This window comes from Streptomyces sp. TSRI0107 (assembly GCF_001905845.1).
Lineage (GTDB): Bacteria > Actinomycetota > Actinomycetes > Streptomycetales > Streptomycetaceae > Streptomyces.
In genome coordinates this window covers 95,395-115,245 of sequence record NZ_LIVZ01000007.1, presented here as the reverse complement: position 1 = coordinate 115,245, position 19,851 = coordinate 95,395, and the positions used below count along the sequence as shown (strand labels likewise).

The following is a 19,851-nucleotide window of genomic DNA, read 5'->3' as shown; positions in this document are numbered from 1 at the left end:
GCGGCGGAGCGCGACCGATAAACTGTTCCAGGACGACCGCCGGGCAGCAGCCCCGTCCCGTCCACCAATGATCAGCCAGCAGCCGCTGCAACCCCAGGGAGCGTTGTGTCCCGTCGCCTGTTCACCTCGGAGTCCGTGACCGAGGGTCACCCCGACAAGATCGCTGACCAGATCAGCGACACCATTCTCGACGCCCTGCTGCGCGAGGACCCGACGTCCCGGGTCGCCGTCGAGACCCTGATCACGACCGGCCTGGTGCACGTGGCCGGTGAGGTCACGACCAAGGCCTACGCGCCGATCCCGCAGCTCGTCAGGGACAAGATCCTGGAGATCGGCTACGACTCCTCGAAGAAGGGCTTCGACGGCGCCTCCTGCGGCGTGTCGGTGTCGATCGGCTCGCAGTCCCCGGACATCGCGCAGGGCGTGGACACCGCCTACGAGACCCGCGTCGAGGGCGACGAGGACGAGCTGGACCGGCAGGGCGCCGGCGACCAGGGCCTGATGTTCGGCTACGCGACGGACGAGACGCCGACGCTGATGCCGCTGCCGATCTTCCTCGCGCACCGCCTGTCCAAGCGCCTGTCCGACGTGCGCAAGAACGGCACGATCCCCTACCTGCGCCCCGACGGCAAGACCCAGGTCACCATCGAGTACGACGGCGACAAGGCGGTCCGCCTGGACACCGTCGTGGTCTCCTCGCAGCACGCCAGCGACATCGACCTGGACTCGCTGCTCGCTCCCGACATCCGCGAGTTCGTCGTCGAGCCCGAGCTGAAGGCGCTGCTCGACGAGGGCATCAAGCTGGACACCGAGGGCTACCGCCTGCTGGTCAACCCGACCGGCCGCTTCGAGATCGGCGGCCCGATGGGCGACGCCGGCCTCACCGGCCGCAAGATCATCATCGACACCTACGGCGGCATGGCCCGCCACGGCGGCGGTGCCTTCTCCGGCAAGGACCCGTCCAAGGTCGACCGCTCGGCCGCCTACGCCATGCGCTGGGTCGCCAAGAACGTGGTCGCCGCGGGCCTGGCCGGCCGCTGCGAGGTCCAGGTCGCCTACGCCATCGGCAAGGCCGAGCCGGTCGGCCTCTTCGTCGAGACCTTCGGCACCCACAAGATCGAGCCGGAGAAGATCGAGAAGGCCATCGACGAGGTCTTCGACCTCCGCCCGGCCGCGATCATCCGCGACCTCGACCTGCTCCGCCCGATCTACGCCCAGACCGCGGCGTACGGCCACTTCGGCCGTGAGCTCCCCGAGTTCACCTGGGAGCGCACGGACCGCGTGGACGCGCTGCGCGCCGCCGCGGGGCTGTAAGCCCCGACGGTCTCCGCGAGGCCCGGTACCCCTTCGGGGGCGCCGGGCCTCGTCGCGTTCCGCCCCGCCCCGCCCCGTCCCTGCCCTACCCGGCCCCACCCGGTGGGGAAATCGCTGGCACGGCGGGATCACGGCGCCGTACGGTGGTGATCTCCCGGTGCGAGGGTTTCGGTTCCTTCGGTGGAGTGCGCTCTCGGGCGTGCGGTGAATCTGGAAGACATGTGCCGAAGCCGGCCTGATCTCGGGAGGCCGACGACGCGTGCCCGGTGCGAAGGCCGCGGGTACTTCTGGGGATCTCTCCTCTCGCAGGTTCGAATCCTGCTGCCGGTCCGTTCAGGCGGACCGGTATGGCCGAGCGGGCTAAGGCGGAAGCGCCGATGGGCGTTCGTCCGCGGCCGAGGTGATCTCGGGCCGCGCGTCGGTGTCAGTGCGGTTTGGTAAGAATGCAAGCGTGAGCAGCGAGAACGGTCAGGGGGGCGGCGGCGCGGAGGGCGCGCCGCCGGAGCAGCTCGCGCTCATTCGGGAGAGCGTGCGCAAGGCCAAGGCGCCGAAGGCCAAGCCGCGGACGTGGCGGGGCGCCGCGCTCGCCAAGGAGCTGCCCGTGGCGCGGGTGCTCGTGGACAAGGGTGTACTGCACCTCGACCGCTACTTCGACTACGCCGTGCCCGAGGAACTGGACGCCGACGCGCAGCCGGGCGTCCGGGTGCGGGTGCGGTTCGGGGCCGGGCGGCACCGGGTGCGCGAGGGGCGCCGCGAGGGCGGCGGTCTGATCGACGGGTTCCTGATCGAGCGGCGGGCGGAGTCCGACTACTCCGGGCCGCTGGCCGCGCTGGCGCAGGTCGTGTCGCCCGAGCGGGTATTGAGCGAGGAACTGCTGGGGCTGGCCCGCGCGGTCGCCGACCGGTACGCCGGAAGCCTCGCCGACGTGCTCCAGCTCGCCGTGCCGCCGCGCAGCGCGAAGGCCGAGCAGCGGCCGTCCCCCGCGCCGCTGCCGCCGCCCCCGGCGCCGGACGCGGAGTCCTGGACGCGGTACGAGCGAGGGCCGGCGTTCCTGGCGGCGCTGGCCTCGGGGGGCGCGCCGCGCGCCGTGTGGAACGCGCTGCCCGGCCCGGAGTGGAGCGCCGAGCTGGCCCGCGCCGTCGCCGCGACGCTGGCCTCCGGACGCGGCGCGCTCGTCGTCGTACCGGACGGGCGGGCCGCCGCACGGGTCGACGCCGCCCTGACCGCCCTGCTCGGACCGGGGCGGCACGCGCTGCTCACCGCCGACGCGGGGCCCGAGAAGCGGTACCGCGAATGGCTGGCGGTACGCAGAGGGTCCGTACGGGCGGTGGTCGGCACCCGGGCCGCCATGTTCGCGCCGGTCCAGGACCTCGGGCTGGTCGCCCTCTGGGACGACGGGGACGACAGCCACAGCGAGCTGCACGCGCCGCAGCCGCACGCCCGGGACGTGCTGCTGCTGCGGGCCGCCCAGGACAAGTGCGCCTTCCTGCTGGGCGGCTGGAGCTGCACGGTGGAGGCCGCGCAGCTCGTGGAGAGCGGCTGGGCGCGGCCCCTGGTCGCCGGGCGCGAGCAGGTGCGGGCCGCCGCCCCGCTGGTGCGGACCGTCGGCGACGAGGACCTGGCCCGGGACGAGGCCGCCCGGGCGGCCCGGCTGCCGACCCTGGCCTGGCAGACGGTCAGGGAGGGGCTGCGGCACGGACCGGTCCTGGTCCAGGTGCCCCGGCGGGGCTACGTCCCGCGGATGGCGTGCGCCCGCTGCCGCGAGCCCGCCCGCTGCCGGCACTGCGCCGGACCGCTCGAGGCGCAGGACGCCGGGGCGCTGCGGTGCGGCTGGTGCGGTCGCGCGGAGGAGTCCTGGCACTGCCCGGAGTGCGGGTCGTTCCGGCTGCGCGCGCAGGTCGTGGGCGCCCGGCGGACCGCGGAGGAGCTGGGACGGGCCTTCCCGGCGGTCCCGGTGCGGACGTCGGGGCGCGAGCACGTGCTGGACACGGTGCCGGGGACGCCCGCGCTGGTGGTGAGCACACCGGGCGCCGAGCCCGTCGCCGAGGGCGGTTACGCCGCCGCCCTGCTGCTCGACGGCTGGGCCATGCTCGGGCGGCCCGACCTGCGCGCCGGTGAGGACGCGCTGCGCCGGTGGATCGCGGCCGGCGCGCTGGTGCGTCCGCAGGGCGCGGGCGGGACCGTGGTGGTGGTCGCCGAGTCCACGCTGCGCCCGGTGCAGGCGCTGGTGCGGTGGGACCCCGTCGGGCACGCGGTGCGGGAGCTGGCCGAGCGCGCCGAGCTGGGGTTTCCGCCGGTGTCCCGGATGGCGGCGGTCTCGGGGACGGCGGAGGCGGTCGCGGAGTTCCTGACGATGGTCGACATGCCGCCCGAGGCGGAGGTGCTGGGCCCGGTACCGGTGCCCGTCCCCGCCCCGGGCGGGCCACGCCGGCCGGGCGCGCCACCGCCCGGGGAGCACTGGGAGCGGGCGCTGATCCGCGTACCACCGGGCCGCGGAGCCGCACTGGCGTCCGCGCTGAAGGCCACCCAGGCGGCACGGACGGCGCGGGGGAGCGGGGCGGCGGTACGGGTGCGGATCGATCCGCCGGACATCGGCTGAGCGACGCGGCGGCGAGCCCGGCGGCCGAGCGCGGCGGAGGGGCGCGGCGGCGGGCTCGGCGGGGGAGGGACGCGGCGGCGGGCCCGACGAGGAGGTGCGTGCGGCGGGCCCGACGGGAGAGCGACGCGGTGGCGAGCGCGGCGAGGATGCGTGCGGCGAGCCCGGCGGGGGAGGGACGCGGCGGCGAGGGGGCGCGTCGGCGGGCCCGGCGAGGAGGGACGCGGCGGCGAGTGCGGCGACCGAGCCCGGCGAGGAGGGACGCGGCGGCAGGCCCGGTGGGGGAGGGACGCGGCGGCGAGCGCGGCGAGGATGCGTGTGGCGAGCCCGACGGGGGAGCCACGCGGCGGCGAGCCCGGCGACGAGTGCGTGCGGCGCGCTCAGCGGGGAGGGCTGTGGTCCCGGAGCCGCACACGGACTGCCCTCCCGGGGCGGTGCACCGGGAGGGCAGTGTTCGGGGCGGGGGCGGGGGCGGTCGGTGTCAGCCGTTGCGGGGGCTCGGGAAGGCCGTCGTCCTGGCCTCGTCGCGCAGGGCCGGGCTGCCCGCCGTCGGCTGGGTGGGCATGGAGCGGGCGGCCGGGACCGTCGGCACGGCGGGCAGGCCGGTGCCGACGTTGACCGTCCGGGTGCCCGACGGCTCGGTGCCGCGCTCGGCCTCGGCGGCCGCCTGGGCGGCGGCGCGGCGGGAGCCGTAACGACGGTGCACCGCCTGCTTGGTGACTCCGAGGGCGGAGCCCACCGCGTCCCACGAGAAGCCGAGCGAGCGGTCGAAGTCGACCGCTGCCGTGACCAGGGTCTCGACACTGTCCCGCAGTTCCTGGGCGAGGCGGACGGTCGGGGCGGGGGCGCGTCCGTAGACGACGAAGCCCGTGGAGGGGCCGGAGCGGCGCGGGCGGTAGACGTTTCCCAGCTGGGCGGTGAGCGTGCGCAGTGCGTCCACCTGCCGGCGGACCCGCTCGATGTCCCGCACCAGCAAGTGCAGGCTGGCCCGAGCCTGGGCGTCGTGGGTTGCGTGGTCGGCCATGAACAAGCCTCTCGAACCGGCGTTGAGGAGAAAGGATCGGGCCGCGATCGCGGCCCGTGGTGGTCAACTCTGTCTTGACCAACGCGGATCGGCGCCGCTGGTCACGCACCGGGGGCGTGCGGGCATATGCCCGCGCCCCCGCGTGATGGTGTGCGCTGTGCGTCCCGCCTGCGGGTTTTCCACCGTCAGGGGCGTTCGCCGCGTGGGAATTAGACTTTGCGTTGCCCGCACAATTCCGTCCGAGAGGCCCGTGCCCACCCATGAAGCTGGTCTTCGCCGGTACCCCCGAGGTCGCCGTTCCCGCCCTGGACGCTCTGCTGGCCTCCGGCCGGCACGAGGTGGCCGCCGTCGTCACCCGGCCCGACGCGCCCGCAGGGCGGGGCCGCAGGCTGGTCGCCTCGCCCGTGGCCGAGCGGGCGGAGGAGGCCGGCATCGAGGTGCTGAAGCCGGCGAAGCCGCGCGACCCGGAGTTCCTGGAGCGGCTGAGCGCCATCGCCCCGGACTGCTGCCCCGTCGTCGCCTACGGCGCGCTGCTGCCGCGGGTCGCCCTGGACATCCCCGCGCACGGCTGGGTCAATCTGCACTTCTCGCTGCTGCCCGCCTGGCGCGGGGCGGCGCCCGTGCAGCACTCGATCATGGCCGGTGACGAGATCACCGGCGCCTCGACGTTCCTGATCGAGGAGGGGCTGGACTCCGGTCCCGTCTACGGCACGGTCACCGAGCAGGTCCGCCCCACCGACACCAGCGGCGACCTGCTGACCCGGCTGGCATTCGCCGGTGCCGGACTGCTGGCCGCGACCATGGACGGCATCGAGGACGGCACGCTCAAGGCCGTGCCGCAGCCCCCCGACGGGATCACCCTCGCGCCGAAGATCACCGTCGAGGACGCGCGGATCGACTGGGCCGCGCCCGCGCTGCGCGTCGACCGGGTGGTGCGCGGGTGCACCCCCGCGCCGGGCGCGTGGACCACGTTCCGAGGCGAACGGCTCAAGCTCATCCAGGTCGCCCTGACCCCGGACCGCACCGACCTCGCTCCCGGACGACTGTCCGTCGGCAAGAACAACGTCCACGTCGGCACCGGCTCGCACGCCGTGGAGCTGCTGTGGGTCCAGGCCCAGGGCAAGAAGCCGATGCGCGCGGCGGACTGGGCTCGCGGCGTGCGCATCGCCGACGGCGAGACCGTCGGCGCCTAGGCGGCGAGACGCCCCCCAGGCCCGGCGCGGGCGGTGTGCGGCCCACGTAGGCTGGTCGCACACCGTATACAGAAATCCGGAGCACCTTTTCGTGAGCGACACCTCCCGGCGGCCCCGCAAGCCCGGCAAGCCCTACCGTCGGCCCCAGAAGGACCCCGTCCGCATCCTCGCCTTCGAGGCGCTGCGTGCCGTGGACGAGCGGGACGCCTACGCCAACCTCGTGCTGCCGCCGCTGCTGCGCAAGGCGCGGGAGAAGGAGGGCCCCGAGAAGTTCGACGGGCGGGACGCCGCGCTGGCCACCGAGCTGGTGTACGGGACGCTGCGCCGGCAGGGGACGTACGACGCGGTCATCGCGGACTGCGTCGACCGGCCGCTCAGGGAGGTCGACCCGCCGGTCCTGGACGTGCTCAGCCTCGGTGTGCACCAGCTGCTCGGCACCCGCATCCCGACGCACGCCGCCGTGTCCGCGTCCGTGGAGCTGGCCCGCGTGGTGCTCGGCGACGGGCGCGCCAAGTTCGTCAACGCCGTGCTGCGGAAGGTGGCCCAGCACGATCTCGACGGCTGGCTGGAGCGCGTCGCGCCGCCCTATGACGAGGACCCCGAGGACCATCTCGCCGTCGTGCACTCCCACCCCCGCTGGGTGGTCTCCGCGCTGTGGGACTCGCTCGGCGGCGGCCGTGCCGGCATCGAGGAACTGCTGGCGGCGGACAACGAGCGGCCCGAGGTGACCCTGGTGGCCCGTCCCGGCCGGGCCACGGCCGAGGAACTGCTGGCGGAGGACGCCGCGGTGGCGGGCCGCTGGTCGCCGTACGCCGTGCGGCTCACCGAGGGCGGTGAGCCCGGCGCGATCGAGGCCGTCCGCGAGGGCCGGGCCGGCGTGCAGGACGAGGGCAGCCAGCTCGTCGCGGTAGCCCTCGCCGACGCGCCGCTGGACGGGCCGGACGAGAAGTGGCTGGACGGCTGCGCCGGCCCCGGCGGCAAGGCCGCGCTGCTCGCCGCGCTGGCCGCCGAGCGGGGCGCCACGCTGCTCGCCTCCGAGAAGCAGCCCCACCGGGCCGGGCTGGTCGCCAAGGCGCTGCACGGCAACCCCGGCCCCTACCAGGTCATCGCCGCCGACGGGACCCGCCCGCCGTGGCGGGCCGGCACCTTCGACCGGGTGCTGATGGACGTGCCCTGCACCGGGCTCGGCGCGCTGCGCCGCCGCCCCGAGGCCCGCTGGCGGCGGCGCCCGGAGGACCTGGACGGCTTCGCGCCGCTCCAGCGCGCCCTGCTGCGCACCGCCCTGGAGTCCGTCCGTGTCGGCGGTGTCGTCGGCTATGCCACCTGCTCGCCGCTGCTCGCCGAGACCCGGGCCGTGGTCGCCGACCTGCTCAAGCAGTTCCCGCAGGCCGAGCTGATCGACGCCCGTCCGCTGCTGCCCGGCGTACCGCACCTCGGTGACGGCCCGGACGTCCAGCTGTGGCCGCATCTGCACGGGACGGACGCGATGTACCTCGCGCTCATCCGCCGAACCGGCTGACCTCCACGCCGACCGGCTCGGGCTCGGGCGGACCGCCGTCCTCCCGGGCCAGCCGGTGCGGCCACCACACCGCCGGACCCACGTCCAGGAACAGTGCCGTCACCAGCACGGACCGCACCACGAAGGTGTCCAGCAGCACTCCCAGGGCGACCGCGAAGCCGATCTCGGCGAAGGTGACCAGGGGCATGGTGCCCAGCGCGGCGAAGGTGCCGGCCAGGACCAGGCCGGCGGAGGTGATGACCGAGCCGGTGGTCGCGAGGCCGGTGACCACGCCCGGGCGGGTGCCCTGCCGGGCGGCCTCCTCGCGGATGCGGGTGGTGAGGAAGATGTTGTAGTCGATGCCCAGGGCGACCAGGAAGACGAACACGAAGAGCGGGAAGTCCGTCGGCTCGCTCGCGAAGCCGAAGGCGTGGCGGAACACGAACGCGCTGATCCCGAGCGCCGCCGCGAACGACAGGATCACCGTGCCGATCAGCAGCAGCGGGGCGAGCAGGGCGCGCAGCAGGACGCAGAGGATCAGCAGCACGACCACCAGCACCAGCGGAATGATCAGCTGGTTGTCGCGGGTCGTCGCCTCGTCCATGTCCAGCAGGGCCGCCGTGCCGCCGCCGACCCGGGCGTCGGCGTCCGGCACCGCGTGCACCGCTTCCCGGACCCGCTCGACGGTCCGCTTCGCGGCCTCGCTGTCGGCGGGGTCGGTCAGGGTGGCCTCGAAGAGGACCCTGCCGTCGTGCACCGGTGCGGCGCCGGGCGCCGGGACCACCGAGCCGGGGACGATGCCCGGGGCCGCGGCGACCGCGCGGCCCACCTGCCCGGCCTGCTCCCGGTCGCTGACGACGAGGAGCGGATCGCCGCTGCCCGCGGGGAACCAGCGCGCGGAGAGCTCCTGGCCGACGATCGAGTCCGGCTTGTCGGTGAAGGCGTCGGCGTTGCTCTGGCCCTCGGCGCGCAGCTGGAGCAGGCCGAGCGAGCAGACCCCGAGGAGCACGGCCGTCACGGCCCACACCACGCGCGGGCGGAGGGCGATACGGCGGCCCGTGCGCGCCCAGATCCCGCGCTCCGCCGGGTCGTCGGCGCCGTAGCGGGGGACGACCGGCCAGAAGATCCAGCGGCCGAGGCTCACCAGCAGCGCCGGGAACAGCGTCAGCATGGCGAGCAGGGCGACGGCGACGCCGGTGGCCGCGACCGGGCCGAGGCCGCTGGTGGAGTTCATCTCGGCGGCCGGCAGGACGAGCATGCCGAGCACGACCGTCGCGCCGGAGGCGATCACCGCCGGGCCCGCGCGGCCCAGGGCGAGGGCCATCGCCTCGTGCCGGTCCGCGTGGCGGCGCAGTTCCTCCCGGTAGCGGGCGACGAGCAGCAGCGCGTAGTCGGTGCCGGCGCCGAAGACCAGGACGGTGAGGATGCCCGCGCTCTGGCCGTTGACGGTCAGACCCGCGTGCTGTGCGAGGAAGTAGACGATGGCCTGCGCGGTGAACAGCGCGGCGGTCACCGACAGCAGGGGGACCAGGAGGAGTGTGGGACTGCGGTAGGTGATCAGCAGCATGGCGACGACGACGCCCATCGCGGCGAGCAGCAGCGTGGAGTCGATGCCCGCGAAGGCCTCGGCGAAGTCCGCGGACGTGCCGCCGGGGCCGGTGATGTGCACGGCCAGGCCGGCGCCGCCCGCGCCGGCACCCGCCCGGATCGAGTCGACGGCCGGGGCGATGTGCTCCCAGCCTTTCTCGTCCATGGTGACCGGTACGAAGACCTGGGCGGCCCGGGGTCCGGTCTCCCGGTCGAACACCGGCCCTCGGGTCTCCGCGCCCCGGATGCCGTGGTCGTGCAGCTGCCGGAGCTCGCGCACGTCCTCGGCGATCGCCGCCCGGTCCCGGGCCGTCAGCCCGCTCTCCCGGGCGTAGAGGACGACCACGGGGAGCTGCTCGGGCCTGAACTCCTGGGAGATCTCCATGACTTGGGTGGACTCGGCGGAGCCGGGCAGCCAGGAGGCCGCGTCGTTGTCCTGGGCGCCGGTGAGCCGCTGGCCGAAGGGCACCGTCAGCGCGAGCACCACCAGCCACAGAGCGAGCACCAGCCACTTGGCGCGCGGCCCGCAGACCAGCCGCGCGACGCCTCGGGCGTCCGCCATGGGCGCCCTCACCGGCACCGGCCCACGGGTCCGCCGTTACGGCAGGGCCTGGCGCATGGCAGGCTTGGGTCATGGCCGTGCAGATCAACCCCAGCATCCTGTCCGCCGACTTCGCCAGACTCGCCGACGAGGCGAAGGCGGTCGAAGGAGCCGACTGGCTCCATGTCGACGTGATGGACAACCATTTCGTCCCGAACCTCACGCTCGGCGTGCCGGTGGTGGAGTCCCTGGCCCGTGCGACGGACACTCCGCTGGACTGCCATCTGATGATCGAGGCCCCCGACCGCTGGGCCCCCCAGTACGTGGAAGCGGGTGCCTCCTCGGTCACCTTCCATGTCGAGGCGGCCGCCGCCCCGGTACGGCTGGCACGGGAGATCCGCGCCAAGGGCGCCCGCGCCTCCATGGCGCTCAAGCCCGCGACGCCGATCGAGCCGTACGAGGACCTGCTCCCCGAGCTCGACATGCTGCTCATCATGACGGTCGAGCCGGGCTTCGGCGGCCAGGCCTTCCTCGACATCATGCTCCCCAAGATCCGCCGCACCCGCGAGTTGATCAGCAAGCACGGTCTGCAGCTGTGGCTCCAGGTCGACGGCGGGGTCGCGGAGTCCACCATCGAGCAGTGCGCCGACGCGGGCGCGGATGTCTTCGTGGCGGGATCGGCCGTCTACGGCGCGTCCGACCCGGCCGAGGCGGTACGTGCACTACGCAACCAGGCTCAGGCGGCCACGGCCAAGGCCTCGTGGGCGTGCGACCACTGAGCGTCAGGAACGTGAACGGCTCCCATCAGGGCTGATCAAGCGCGCCGGATCTGCAAGGATGAACGGCGAATCCAGAGTGTGAACAGCAGTGAGGAGATCGCCGTGTCGGGTATGTCGGCGGGCCGGTCAGCCATGCGGATGGGACCCGCTGAGCTGGTGCAGGCGGCGGCCATGGCCCGCCGCTTCTACCTCGAGGGGAAGTCCAAGATCCAGATCGCCGAGGAGTTCGGCGTCAGCCGCTTCAAGGTGGCCCGGGTCCTGGAGACCGCCCTCGAACGGGATCTCGTGCGTATCGAGATCCGGGTGCCGGCCGAGCTGGACGCGGAGCGCTCCGACGCGCTGCGCGCCCGCTACGGCCTCAGGCACGCCGTCGTGGTCGAGTCCCCGGCGGAGGCGGAGGAGACACCCGACCCCGAGAACCTGGGGGAGGTGGCCGCCGACCTGCTCGGCGAGCTGGTCAACGAGGGTGACGTGCTGGGTCTGGCCTGGGGCCGGTCCACCATCCACATGGCGGCCGCCCTCGACCGGCTGCCGCCCTGCACGGTGGTGCAGCTGACGGGGGTGTACGACGCCGGGACCGCCGAGCGCGGCTCGGTGGAGGCGGTGCGGCGTGCCGCGCAGGTGTCGGGCGGCGACGCCCACCCCATCTACGCGCCGATGCTGCTGCCGGACGCGGCCACCGCGGTGGCGCTGCGCAACCAGACGGGGATCGCCCGGGCCTTCGAGTACTTCGACAAGGTCACGGTCGCCTGTGTCTCCATCGGCTCCTGGGAGCCCGGCATCTCGACGGTGCACGACATGCTCAGCGACGAGGAGCGGGCGCACTACGCCTCGCTCGGTGTCGCCGCCGAGATGTCCGCGCACCTCTTCGATGCCGACGGCCGCCGGATCGGCCGGGACCTGGGCGAGCGGTGCATCACGGTCAAGGCCGACCAGCTGCGCCGTATCCCGGAGGTGGTGGCGATCGCGGGCGGCCAGCGCAAGGCGGCCGCGATCGACGCGGTGCTGCGGTCCGGGCTGGTCACCAGCCTGGTCACGGACACCTCGGCCGCGGACTACCTGATGACGGCGGGGCCGACGCCGAAGCCTGCGCTCAACCGGGCGGACCCGGACGGACACTGACGGACGCGGGCGGCGGGTGAGCCGGGCACGGCCGTGGCAGCATCGACGGCATGCGGCCGTGGCAGCATCGACGGCATGCGGCCGTGGCCCGTACCCGGCGTCCTCGTCCGTCTCCGCGCCATCTCCGCGCCGGTCTCGGCGGGATCCATTACACCGACGATCACTACGACTCGTTCAGGGCGGTGCCGAGATGACGGAACGCGTGGTCAGCCTGGATCTCGCCGGGATCACCGACAAGGCGGGCCTCATGGACCGCTGCGCCCGCGCACTGGACCTGCCCGACTGGTTCGGCCGGAACTGGGACGCGCTCGCCGACAGCCTCGGCGACCACACCCTCTGGCCGGAGGACGCCGTCGAGCGGGGACTGCTGGTCGTCGTACGGAACTGGCAGGGGTACGCGCAGGCCCGGCCGGACGAGTGGCGGACCGCCCAGGAGGTGTTCGGCCAGGCGGCGGACCACACTTCGGCGCTCTCCGTCCACCTCGCGCTTGGAGGATCCTCCTAACGCCTTCCTGACCAGCCTGGATGAACTGCCCGTACGTCGCCGAGGGGGCGGCATGGGAGAATGAAGTACGTGCTCTTTCCCCCTGGCTGACCTGTCCGGGGGCCACCTCTGATCGACTGGGATGTGCAGCACGTGCGTTTCCTCAACGACATCCAGCCCTCGTACAACCTGACGTACGACGACGTGTTCATGGTGCCGAGCCGCAGCGCGGTCGGCTCCCGCCAGGGCGTGGACCTCAGCTCCCCGGACGGCACGGGCACCACGATTCCGCTCGTCGTCGCCAACATGACCGCCATCGCCGGCCGCCGGATGGCGGAGACGGTGGCCCGGCGCGGCGGCCTCGTGGTCATCCCGCAGGACATCCCGATCGAGGTCGTCACCGACGTCGTCTCCTGGGTCAAGAGCCGCCACCTGGTGCTGGACACCCCGATCGTGCTGGCCCCGCACCAGACCGTCGCCGACGCACTCGCCCTGCTGCCCAAGCGCGCGCACAACGCCGGTGTCGTCGTCGACGAGGACCACCGCCCGGTCGGTGTCGTCACCGACCAGGACCTGACCGGCGTCGACCGCTTCACCCAGCTCGAAGTGGTCATGTCCAAGGACCTGCTCCTGCTGGACGCCGACATCGACCCGCGCGAGGCCTTCAACACCCTCGACCACCACAATCGGCGCTACGCCCCGGCGGTCGACAAGGACGGCAGGCTCGCCGGCATCCTCACCCGCAAGGGCGCCCTGCGCGCCACCCTGTACACCCCGGCCACCGACGCGAACGGCAAGCTGCGCATCGCCGCCGCCGTCGGCATCAACGGCGACGTGGCGGGCAAGGCCAAGCAGCTGCTGGACGCGGGCGTCGACACCCTCGTCATCGACACCGCGCACGGTCACCAGGAGTCGATGATCAGCGCGATCCGCACGGTCCGCGCGCTCGACCCGCAGGTGCCGATCGCGGCGGGCAACATCGTCTCCGCCGAGGGCGTGCGGGACCTGATCGAAGCGGGCGCCGACATCGTCAAGGTCGGCGTCGGCCCCGGCGCCATGTGCACCACCCGGATGATGACCGGCGTCGGCCGGCCGCAGTTCTCCGCGGTGCTGGAGTGCGCCGCCGAAGCGAAGAAGTACGGCAAGCACGTGTGGGCCGACGGCGGTGTCCGTCACCCGCGCGACGTGGCGATGGCCCTCGCGGCCGGCGCGTCCAACGTGATGATCGGCTCCTGGTTCTCCGGCACGTACGAGTCCCCGGGCGACCTCCAGCACGACGCCGACGGCCGCGCCTACAAGGAGTCGTTCGGCATGGCCTCCGCGCGTGCCGTGCGCAACCGCACGTCCGAGGAGTCCGCGTACGACCGCGCCCGCAAGGCGCTGTTCGAGGAGGGCATCTCCACCTCCCGCATGTTCCTCGACCCGGCCCGCCCGGGCGTCGAGGACCTGATCGACTCGATCATCGCGGGCGTCCGCTCCTCCTGCACCTACGCCGGTGCCGGCTCCCTGGAGGAGTTCGCCGAGAAGGCGATCGTCGGCATCCAGAGCGCCGCGGGCTACGCCGAGGGCAAGCCGCTGCACGCCAGCTGGAGCTGACCCGATCCCTGGTCGAAGGCCCCCGGGAAACCGGGGGCCTTCGGCGTTTCCGGCGCCGTACGGTCGGGTCCATGGAGATCACCGTGTGCCGCGCCGAGGACCTGGAGGCGCTGGAGCGCCTTCTGCCGTCGAACAGCGTCGGCGGCTCGCACGCCGCCCGTTTCGCCCGCCAGGAGGCCGGGGAGAGCAGCTGTCTCGTCCCGTGGCTGGACGGGCGGCCCGTGGGTCACGCGGAGGTGCGCTGGACCGGCTGTGCGGCGCCCGAGGTGCGGGCCGTCCAGCCCGGCTGCCCGGAGATCAACGGCCTCCTCGTGTCGCCACCGTCCCTGCGTTCCCGGGGCATCGGCACGGCCCTGATCCGCACCGCCGAGCGGTTGGCGGCCGAGCGCGGCATCGCCGTCATGGGCCTCGGTGTCGGCCGCGGCAACGAGCGTGCCGAAGCCCTCTACGGACGGCTCGGATACCGGCCCGCGGTGGCCTACGTCGACCGGTGGACGTACCTGGACGAACAGGGCATCCAGCGGGAGCAGGCCGACTCCTGCACGTTCCTCGTCAAAACCCTCCACTGAGCAACGCGACGCAACACTCGACAGCCCCCGCGCAACGAACCCCCGCCCCGCCCCCAGGAACGCAATGATCTTGCGGGCATGCGCAAGGTTGCTGCATTACAGCCGCAACGCCCCAGCCATAGAGTGCTGCGCTGTACGTGGCGTGGCGGGGACCCCGCTCGGTGGGTTCCGGCTGTCGTCGGGGTACCGCCGGACCCCGTCCGACCTGAACGGCAGCGAGAAGGAGCCAGCGCGTGCTCGACCAAGGCGCACCCCCGCAGAACCCCACCCAGCCAGGCCCGGGCGTCGCCGCGCGCCTGCTGCGCCGCAAGCCTGTGGAACGCCTGGTCGCGGAGGGCGGCCAGGGTGAGGGAGGCGCGCTGCGCCGCTCCCTGGGACTGTGGCAGCTCACCATGATCAGCATCGGTGCCACGCTCGGCACCGGCATCTTCGTCGTCCTCGGCGACGCCGTCCCGGAGGCCGGCCCCGCGGTCACCCTGGCGTTTGTGATCGCCGGTCTGACGGCCCTCTTCTCGGCCCTGTCCTACGCCGAGCTGGCGGGCAGCATCCCGGTCGCCGGTTCCTCGTACTCGTATGCGTACGCAACGATGGGCGAGCTGGTCGCCTGGGTCTGCGGCTGGTGTCTGGTCCTGGAGTACGGCGTCTCGGTGGCCGCCGTCGCCGTCGGCTGGGGCGAGTACCTGAACGAACTGCTCGACGGCACGATCGGCGTCACCATCCCCGCCGCCCTGTCCTCCGCGCCCGGCGAGGGCGGCGTCATCAACCTGCCCGCGCTGATCGTCGTCCTGCTGGCGATGGTCTTCCTGCTCGGCGGGGTGCGGGAGTCCGCCCGCGCCAACACCATCATGGTCGCGGTGAAGATCGCGGCGCTGGTGCTGTTCTGCGCGGTCGGCTTCATGGGCTTCAAGTCCGGCAACTACGCCGACTTCATGCCGCTCGGCATGGCCGGGGTCAGCGCCGCCGGCGCCACGCTGTTCTTCTCCTACATCGGCTTCGACGCCGCCTCCACCGCCGGTGAGGAGGCGAAGGACCCGAAGAAGGACCTGCCCCGCGCGATCATGCTCTCGCTGATCATCGTCACCGCGCTGTACGTGCTGGTCGCGGGTGTCGCCGTCGGCGCCTGGCACTGGACGAAGTTCGAGGGCTCCGAGGCCTCCCTCGCCGCGATCATGAACGACGTCAGCGGCCAGACCTTCTGGGGCACGCTGCTCGCCCTGGGCGCGGTCATCTCCATCGCCAGCGTGGTGCTCACCGTGCTCTACGGCCAGACCCGCATCCTCTTCGCGATGTCCCGCGACGGCCTGGTCCCCAAGGCGCTCGGCAAGATCAACCCGAAGACCGGCGCGCCGCGTCTGAACACGGTCGTCGTCTCCCTGTTCTGCGGTGTGCTCGCCGCCCTGATCCCGCTGGGCAAGCTCGTCGACGCCACCAGCATCGGCACCCTGTTCGCCTTCGCCCTGGTCAACATCGCGGTGATCGTGCTCCGCTACAAGCGCCCGGAGCTGGAGCGCACCTTCAAGGTGCCGTTCGGCCCCGTCCTGCCGGTGCTGGGCTTCCTCTTCTGCGCGTACAACATGTTCAGCCTCGACACCGTCACCTGGGTCGTCTTCGGGTTCTGGATGGCCGCCGGTCTCGTGTTCTACTTCCTCTACGGCTATCGCCGGTCCCGTCTCGCAACACCTGAGAAGTGAACACCCCACTGTGCTGAACGATCTCGACGAACGCATCGTGCACGCCCTCGCCGAGGACGCCCGCCGCTCCTACGCGGACATCGGTCAACTGGTCGGACTGTCCGCCCCGGCCGTGAAACGGCGCGTGGACCGGCTCCGCGCCACCGGGGCCATCACCGGATTCACCGTCCGGGTGGACCCGTCGGCGCTCGGCTGGGAGACCGAGGGGTTCGTCGAGATCTACTGCCGCCGCAACACCTCGCCGGAGACCATCCAGCGGGGCCTGGAGCGCTACCAGGAAGTCGTGGCCGCCTCCACCGTCACCGGGGAGGCGGACGCGATCGCCCAGGTCTTCGCCTCCGACATGCGGCACTTCGAACGGGTCCTGGAGCGGATCGCCGGGGAGCCGTTCGTCGAACGCACCAAGTCGGTGCTGGTGCTGTCCCCGCTGCTGCGGCGCTTCTCGTCCGGGTCGCCGACCTGAGCGATCGTGCCTGCCGGCCCGACCGCTCTCATCCGGACCGGCGGCGGACCGCCGCCAGCAGCCGCCGTACGCCGATCGCGTGGCCGCCCGAGCCGATGACGAGCCGCCCGTAGAGGGCACCCGCCGGGCCGGGGAACCTGGCCCGGGTCTCGGCCCGCAGCACGGTGCGTCCCGGGCCCGCCTCGTGAAGGCGGAAGATCAGGGCGTACGTCGAGAACCGGTGGCGCCCGACGAGGACCAGCTCCCGGCCCGGATCCGCGGCGGCCACCCTGAACCCCGCGAGCGCCGAACCCTCTGTCAGCGGCCGGGGCCCGGACGCCGTGCGGTCGGCGCAGCCCACCAGGCGCGCGTACCCTGCCGCCCCGCCGCCCGCCCACGAGCGGTCCAGGACTTCGCCCAGCGCCCTCCAGACGGCGTCGGCGCCCGCCGCGACGACCGTGCCGTGCCGGTCGACGAACGGCAGGGCGAGACGGTCGGCGGCATTCATGGAGGACCCCTTCGGCGGGCGGATTCGGCTTGTCGTGAGGAAGTCTCGCGCCCCGGTGCGGGCGACGGCCTCCTCCGCGAGGCGGACCCGGGTAGCCGTGCGGCGGAGCCGCCGGATCGCCGGGAATCCTGCGCGGGCGCGCAGGTCCCGCCTACCATCGGTGCCATGACCTGGCGACATTGATCCACCCGCCGTGCCTCCCGAGGGCCGCCTCGGACGCCGTACCCCCGGCGTCCGATCCGTCCCAGTGGGAAGGCCTCATGACACTCTCACCCGCACGCGTGCCCGGCACCGGCGTCCGCCGCCTCACGGCCACGCTGTACGGCTACGCGTTCCTCGAAGACTTCGTCCTGCTCTACCCGGTGTACGCGCTGCTGTTCGCCGACACCGGACTGTCGCTCTGGCAGATCTCCTCCCTGTTCGCCCTCTGGTCGGTGACCGGCGTCCTGCTGGAGGTCCCCTCCGGCGCCTGGGCCGACGCCTTCTCACGCCGGCTGCTGCTGTGGCTCGGCCCGCTGCTCACCGCCGTCGGCTTCGCCCTGTGGGTGCTGGTCCCGTCGTACTGGGCCTTCGCGGCCGGGTTCGTCCTGTGGGGCGCCGGGGGAGCGCTCGGCTCCGGCGCCCTGGAAGCCCTGGTGTACGAGGAGCTGGACCGGCTCGGCGCGGCCGACCGGTACGCCCGGGTCATGGGCCGCTCCCACGCGGCACGCCTCCTGGCCACGGTCGCCGCGGTCGGGCTCGCCGGGCCGGTGTTCGCGCTCGGCGGCTACGCGGCGGTCGGCGCGGCCAGCGTCCTGGCGGCCCTGCTGACCGCGGCGACGGCCACCCGGTTCCCGGAGCACCGAACGCCGGCGGCCGAGGGCGACGACGGCTGGGCCGCCACCCTGCGGTCCGGGCTCGCCGCCGCCCGCGGCGACCGGTCCCTGCGCGGCGCGCTGCTGCTCGTCCCCGCCGTCGGCGCGGTGTGGGGCGCGCTCGACGAGTACACGCCGCTACTGGTGCGGGAGACCGGGGTGCCCGACGAACTCGTGCCCTACCTGATCATGCTGATCTGGGCGGGCGCCACCGCCGGGAGCCTGCTCGCCGGACGCGCCGCGGGCCTCGGCGGGCACGGGCTCGCCGGAGTGCTCGCCGGGGCCGCGCTCGCCCTCGCCGTGGGCGCCGGGCTGGGCACGCCGGCCGGCCTCGGTCTCGTTGCCGTCGCCTTCGGCGGCTTCCAGCTGGCCACCGTCCTCGCCGACACCCGGCTCCAGCACCGCATCCAGGACGGCGAGCGCGCCACGCTCACCTCGGTCGCGGGCCTCGGCACCGAGCTGGCCACGATCGCCGTGTACGGCGGCTACGCGGCACTCGGCGGATCGGCCGCGCACGGCACCGTCTTCGCGCTGTTCGCGGTGCCGTACCTGGTGACGGCGCTGCTGTTGACCAGAGCCGGGGCCGCCACGGCACGACCGTGAAGTCGCCCGTCACCTGCTCGACCTTCTCGAAGGGGGGCGGACCCCACGCATTTGGGCAGTCCCTCCGCCTCGGCCCGGGCGCCCTTCCCGTCGAGGTAGTGGCGTCGGGGCGGCGGTGTCCTTCGCCGCCAGATGCGCGTCGAAGGTGAAGGTGATGTCGTCCCCGGCCGACCGGTACAGCTTGGCCGTGCCGGTCAGCGCTGCGGCCTCCCGCTTCTCCGCGACGGCGGTGCCGGCCGTCGCGCCGGTGGCCGGCAGCAGGGCAAGGGCGACACCGGACGCGGCGGTCCTCGTACGACGCTTCATGACGGGTTCTTTCCGGGATTTCCGCAGGTGAGAGCCGGTGGTACGAACGGTCACCACTCTTCCCGCGGAGCACCCCCGCCACATCGCGCCGAGGGCGTCACCCCGCCTCCGCCACCCGGCGGAGGACCGGGCCCGGCCGTGTGCCCCGAGGGCGACCGGCCGTACGACTCGGGGTGCGCAACGAATCGCCGCCGCGCCCCGCACGGACGCAACGAACCGCGCACGAGCGCGCAACGGCTCCTCCTTGTCCGCCCGACTCCGCCGCCCGTACCGTCTACGTGTCCCCCACACCCATCCGTCCCGGTGAGGAACACGCATGCGCATCGCCCTGCTCCAGAGCTCCGGCCGCCCCGGTTCCACCGTCGAGAACCTCAAGGTCCTCGACGAGGCCGCGGGCCGGGCCGCCGCCGCGGGCGCGGGACTGCTGGTCGCGCCGGAGATGTTCCTCACCGGCTACGCCATCGGAGACGACGTCGCCCGCCTCGCCGAGCCCGCCGACGGCGAATCGGCCGACGCGATCGCGGAGCTCGCCTCCCGCCACGGCTTGGCGGTCGCGTACGGCTACCCGGAGCGTGCCGGCGCGACCGTCTTCAACTCCGTCCAGCTGATCTCCGCCGACGGCACCCGCCTCGCCAACTACCGCAAGACCCACCTCTTCGGCTGCTTCGAGCGCGACCAGTTCACGCCGGGCGAGCAGCCGGTGGTCCAGGCGGAGCTGGACGGGCTGCGGATCGGCCTGATGATCTGCTACGACGTGGAGTTCCCGGAGAACGTCCGCGCCCACGCGCTGGCGGGCACCGACCTGCTGCTGGTGCCGACGGCCCAGATGCACCCGTTCCAGTTCGTCGCCGAACACCTGGTCCCGGTGCGCGCCTTCGAGAACCAGATGTACGTCGCCTACGTCAACCGGGTCGGCGCGGAAGGGGAGTTCGAGTTCGTCGGGCTCTCCACCCTGGCCGGACCCGACGGCGTCGCCCGCACGCGGGCCGGCCGCGCCGAGGAGCTGGTCCTCGCCGACGTGGACCCCGTCGCCCTCGCCGCCTCCCGCGAGACGAACCCGTACCTGAAGGACCGCCGCCCGGCCCTCTACGGGTCCCTCCTCTGAAGCCCCGGCCCCCCGCCCTCCCCCCGCCCCCCCGCTTCT

At 73.6% G+C, this 19,851-nt stretch carries 16 protein-coding genes; 13 read left to right on the top strand and 3 right to left on the bottom strand.

Annotated features, from left to right (window positions below):
* Positions 1-105: 105 nt before the first annotated feature.
* Positions 106-1,314 (top strand): methionine adenosyltransferase, encoded by a 1,209-nt coding sequence (gene metK, locus AMK31_RS19750; RefSeq protein ID WP_073941902.1) that lies wholly within the window; start codon positions 106-108, stop codon positions 1,312-1,314.
* Positions 1,315-1,765: 451 nt separating this feature from the next.
* A complete protein-coding gene (locus tag AMK31_RS19745; RefSeq protein ID WP_073941901.1) occupies positions 1,766-3,913 on the top strand; it encodes a primosomal protein N' in 2,148 nt (715 codons plus the stop codon).
* A 478-nt stretch (positions 3,914-4,391) separates the two neighbouring features.
* On the opposite strand, the gene AMK31_RS19740 is transcribed toward AMK31_RS19745, so the two are convergent.
* A complete protein-coding gene (locus AMK31_RS19740) occupies positions 4,392-4,934 on the bottom strand; it encodes a hypothetical protein (protein WP_073941900.1) in 543 nt (180 codons plus the stop codon).
* A 260-nt stretch (positions 4,935-5,194) separates the two neighbouring features.
* On the opposite strand from AMK31_RS19740, the gene fmt reads away from it, so the two are divergent.
* A complete protein-coding gene (fmt, locus tag AMK31_RS19735) occupies positions 5,195-6,127 on the top strand; it encodes a methionyl-tRNA formyltransferase (protein WP_073941899.1) in 933 nt (310 codons plus the stop codon).
* A 91-nt stretch (positions 6,128-6,218) separates the two neighbouring features.
* Positions 6,219-7,646, top strand: coding sequence for an RsmB/NOP family class I SAM-dependent RNA methyltransferase (locus AMK31_RS19730; protein ID WP_073941898.1), 1,428 nt, complete (start codon positions 6,219-6,221; stop codon positions 7,644-7,646).
* On the opposite strand, the gene AMK31_RS19725 is transcribed toward AMK31_RS19730, so the two are convergent.
* Positions 7,627-9,774 carry an MMPL family transporter gene (locus tag AMK31_RS19725; protein WP_073941897.1) on the bottom strand — a complete coding sequence of 716 codons (2,148 nt, stop codon included), beginning with the start codon at positions 9,772-9,774 and terminating at the stop codon, positions 7,627-7,629. The genes AMK31_RS19730 and AMK31_RS19725 overlap by 20 nt on opposite strands.
* Positions 9,775-9,845: 71 nt before the next feature.
* Between AMK31_RS19725 and rpe the strand changes: the two genes are divergently transcribed.
* From rpe to AMK31_RS19690, 7 genes are all read left to right on the top strand, one after another.
* The gene (gene rpe, locus AMK31_RS19720; protein ID WP_073941896.1) at positions 9,846-10,532 is read left to right on the top strand and encodes a ribulose-phosphate 3-epimerase; all 687 of its coding nucleotides are present in this window, start codon (positions 9,846-9,848) and stop codon (positions 10,530-10,532) included.
* A gap of 78 nt (positions 10,533-10,610) precedes the next feature.
* Positions 10,611-11,654 (top strand): sugar-binding transcriptional regulator, encoded by a 1,044-nt coding sequence (locus AMK31_RS19715; protein ID WP_073941895.1) that lies wholly within the window; start codon positions 10,611-10,613, stop codon positions 11,652-11,654.
* A gap of 190 nt (positions 11,655-11,844) precedes the next feature.
* A complete protein-coding gene (locus AMK31_RS19710) occupies positions 11,845-12,159 on the top strand; it encodes a barstar family protein (protein ID WP_073941894.1) in 315 nt (104 codons plus the stop codon).
* 132 nt (positions 12,160-12,291) lie between these two features.
* Positions 12,292-13,734, top strand: a complete 1,443-nt coding sequence (locus AMK31_RS19705; RefSeq protein ID WP_073942412.1) for a GuaB1 family IMP dehydrogenase-related protein — start codon at positions 12,292-12,294, stop codon at positions 13,732-13,734.
* A 71-nt stretch (positions 13,735-13,805) separates the two neighbouring features.
* The gene (locus AMK31_RS19700; protein ID WP_073941893.1) at positions 13,806-14,303 is read left to right on the top strand and encodes a GNAT family N-acetyltransferase; all 498 of its coding nucleotides are present in this window, start codon (positions 13,806-13,808) and stop codon (positions 14,301-14,303) included.
* A gap of 233 nt (positions 14,304-14,536) precedes the next feature.
* Positions 14,537-15,994, top strand: a complete 1,458-nt coding sequence (locus AMK31_RS19695) for an amino acid permease (RefSeq protein ID WP_073941892.1) — start codon at positions 14,537-14,539, stop codon at positions 15,992-15,994.
* Positions 15,995-16,004: 10 nt separating this feature from the next.
* Positions 16,005-16,457 carry an Lrp/AsnC family transcriptional regulator gene (locus AMK31_RS19690; protein ID WP_073941891.1) on the top strand — a complete coding sequence of 151 codons (453 nt, stop codon included), beginning with the start codon at positions 16,005-16,007 and terminating at the stop codon, positions 16,455-16,457.
* A gap of 28 nt (positions 16,458-16,485) precedes the next feature.
* Here AMK31_RS19690 and AMK31_RS19685 read toward each other — a convergent pair whose 3' ends face one another.
* Positions 16,486-16,944, bottom strand: a complete 459-nt coding sequence (locus AMK31_RS19685; RefSeq protein WP_073941890.1) for a hypothetical protein — start codon at positions 16,942-16,944, stop codon at positions 16,486-16,488.
* Positions 16,945-17,204: 260 nt separating this feature from the next.
* Here AMK31_RS19685 and AMK31_RS19680 point away from each other — a divergent pair, with 260 nt between their 5' ends.
* Positions 17,205-18,401 carry an MFS transporter gene (locus AMK31_RS19680; RefSeq protein WP_073941889.1) on the top strand — a complete coding sequence of 399 codons (1,197 nt, stop codon included), beginning with the start codon at positions 17,205-17,207 and terminating at the stop codon, positions 18,399-18,401.
* Between the two features lie 622 nt (positions 18,402-19,023).
* Entirely contained in the window at positions 19,024-19,812 is a 789-nt protein-coding gene (locus AMK31_RS19670; protein ID WP_073941887.1) for a carbon-nitrogen hydrolase family protein, read from the top strand.
* The last annotated feature ends 39 nt before the right edge of the window (positions 19,813-19,851 follow it).

Coding starts and splice junctions, on each gene's coding strand:
- AMK31_RS19740 (WP_073941900.1), bottom strand. CDS start 4,934: ATGGCCGACCACGCAACCCACGACGCCCAGGCTCGGGCCAGCCTGCAC.
- fmt (WP_073941899.1), top strand. CDS start 5,195: ATGAAGCTGGTCTTCGCCGGTACCCCCGAGGTCGCCGTTCCCGCCCTG.
- AMK31_RS19725 (WP_073941897.1), bottom strand. CDS start 9,774: ATGGCGGACGCCCGAGGCGTCGCGCGGCTGGTCTGCGGGCCGCGCGCC.
- rpe (WP_073941896.1), top strand. CDS start 9,846: ATGGCCGTGCAGATCAACCCCAGCATCCTGTCCGCCGACTTCGCCAGA.
- AMK31_RS19710 (WP_073941894.1), top strand. CDS start 11,845: ATGACGGAACGCGTGGTCAGCCTGGATCTCGCCGGGATCACCGACAAG.
- AMK31_RS19700 (WP_073941893.1), top strand. CDS start 13,806: ATGGAGATCACCGTGTGCCGCGCCGAGGACCTGGAGGCGCTGGAGCGC.
- AMK31_RS19685 (WP_073941890.1), bottom strand. CDS start 16,944: ATGAATGCCGCCGACCGTCTCGCCCTGCCGTTCGTCGACCGGCACGGC.
- AMK31_RS19680 (WP_073941889.1), top strand. CDS start 17,205: ATGACACTCTCACCCGCACGCGTGCCCGGCACCGGCGTCCGCCGCCTC.
- AMK31_RS19670 (WP_073941887.1), top strand. CDS start 19,024: ATGCGCATCGCCCTGCTCCAGAGCTCCGGCCGCCCCGGTTCCACCGTC.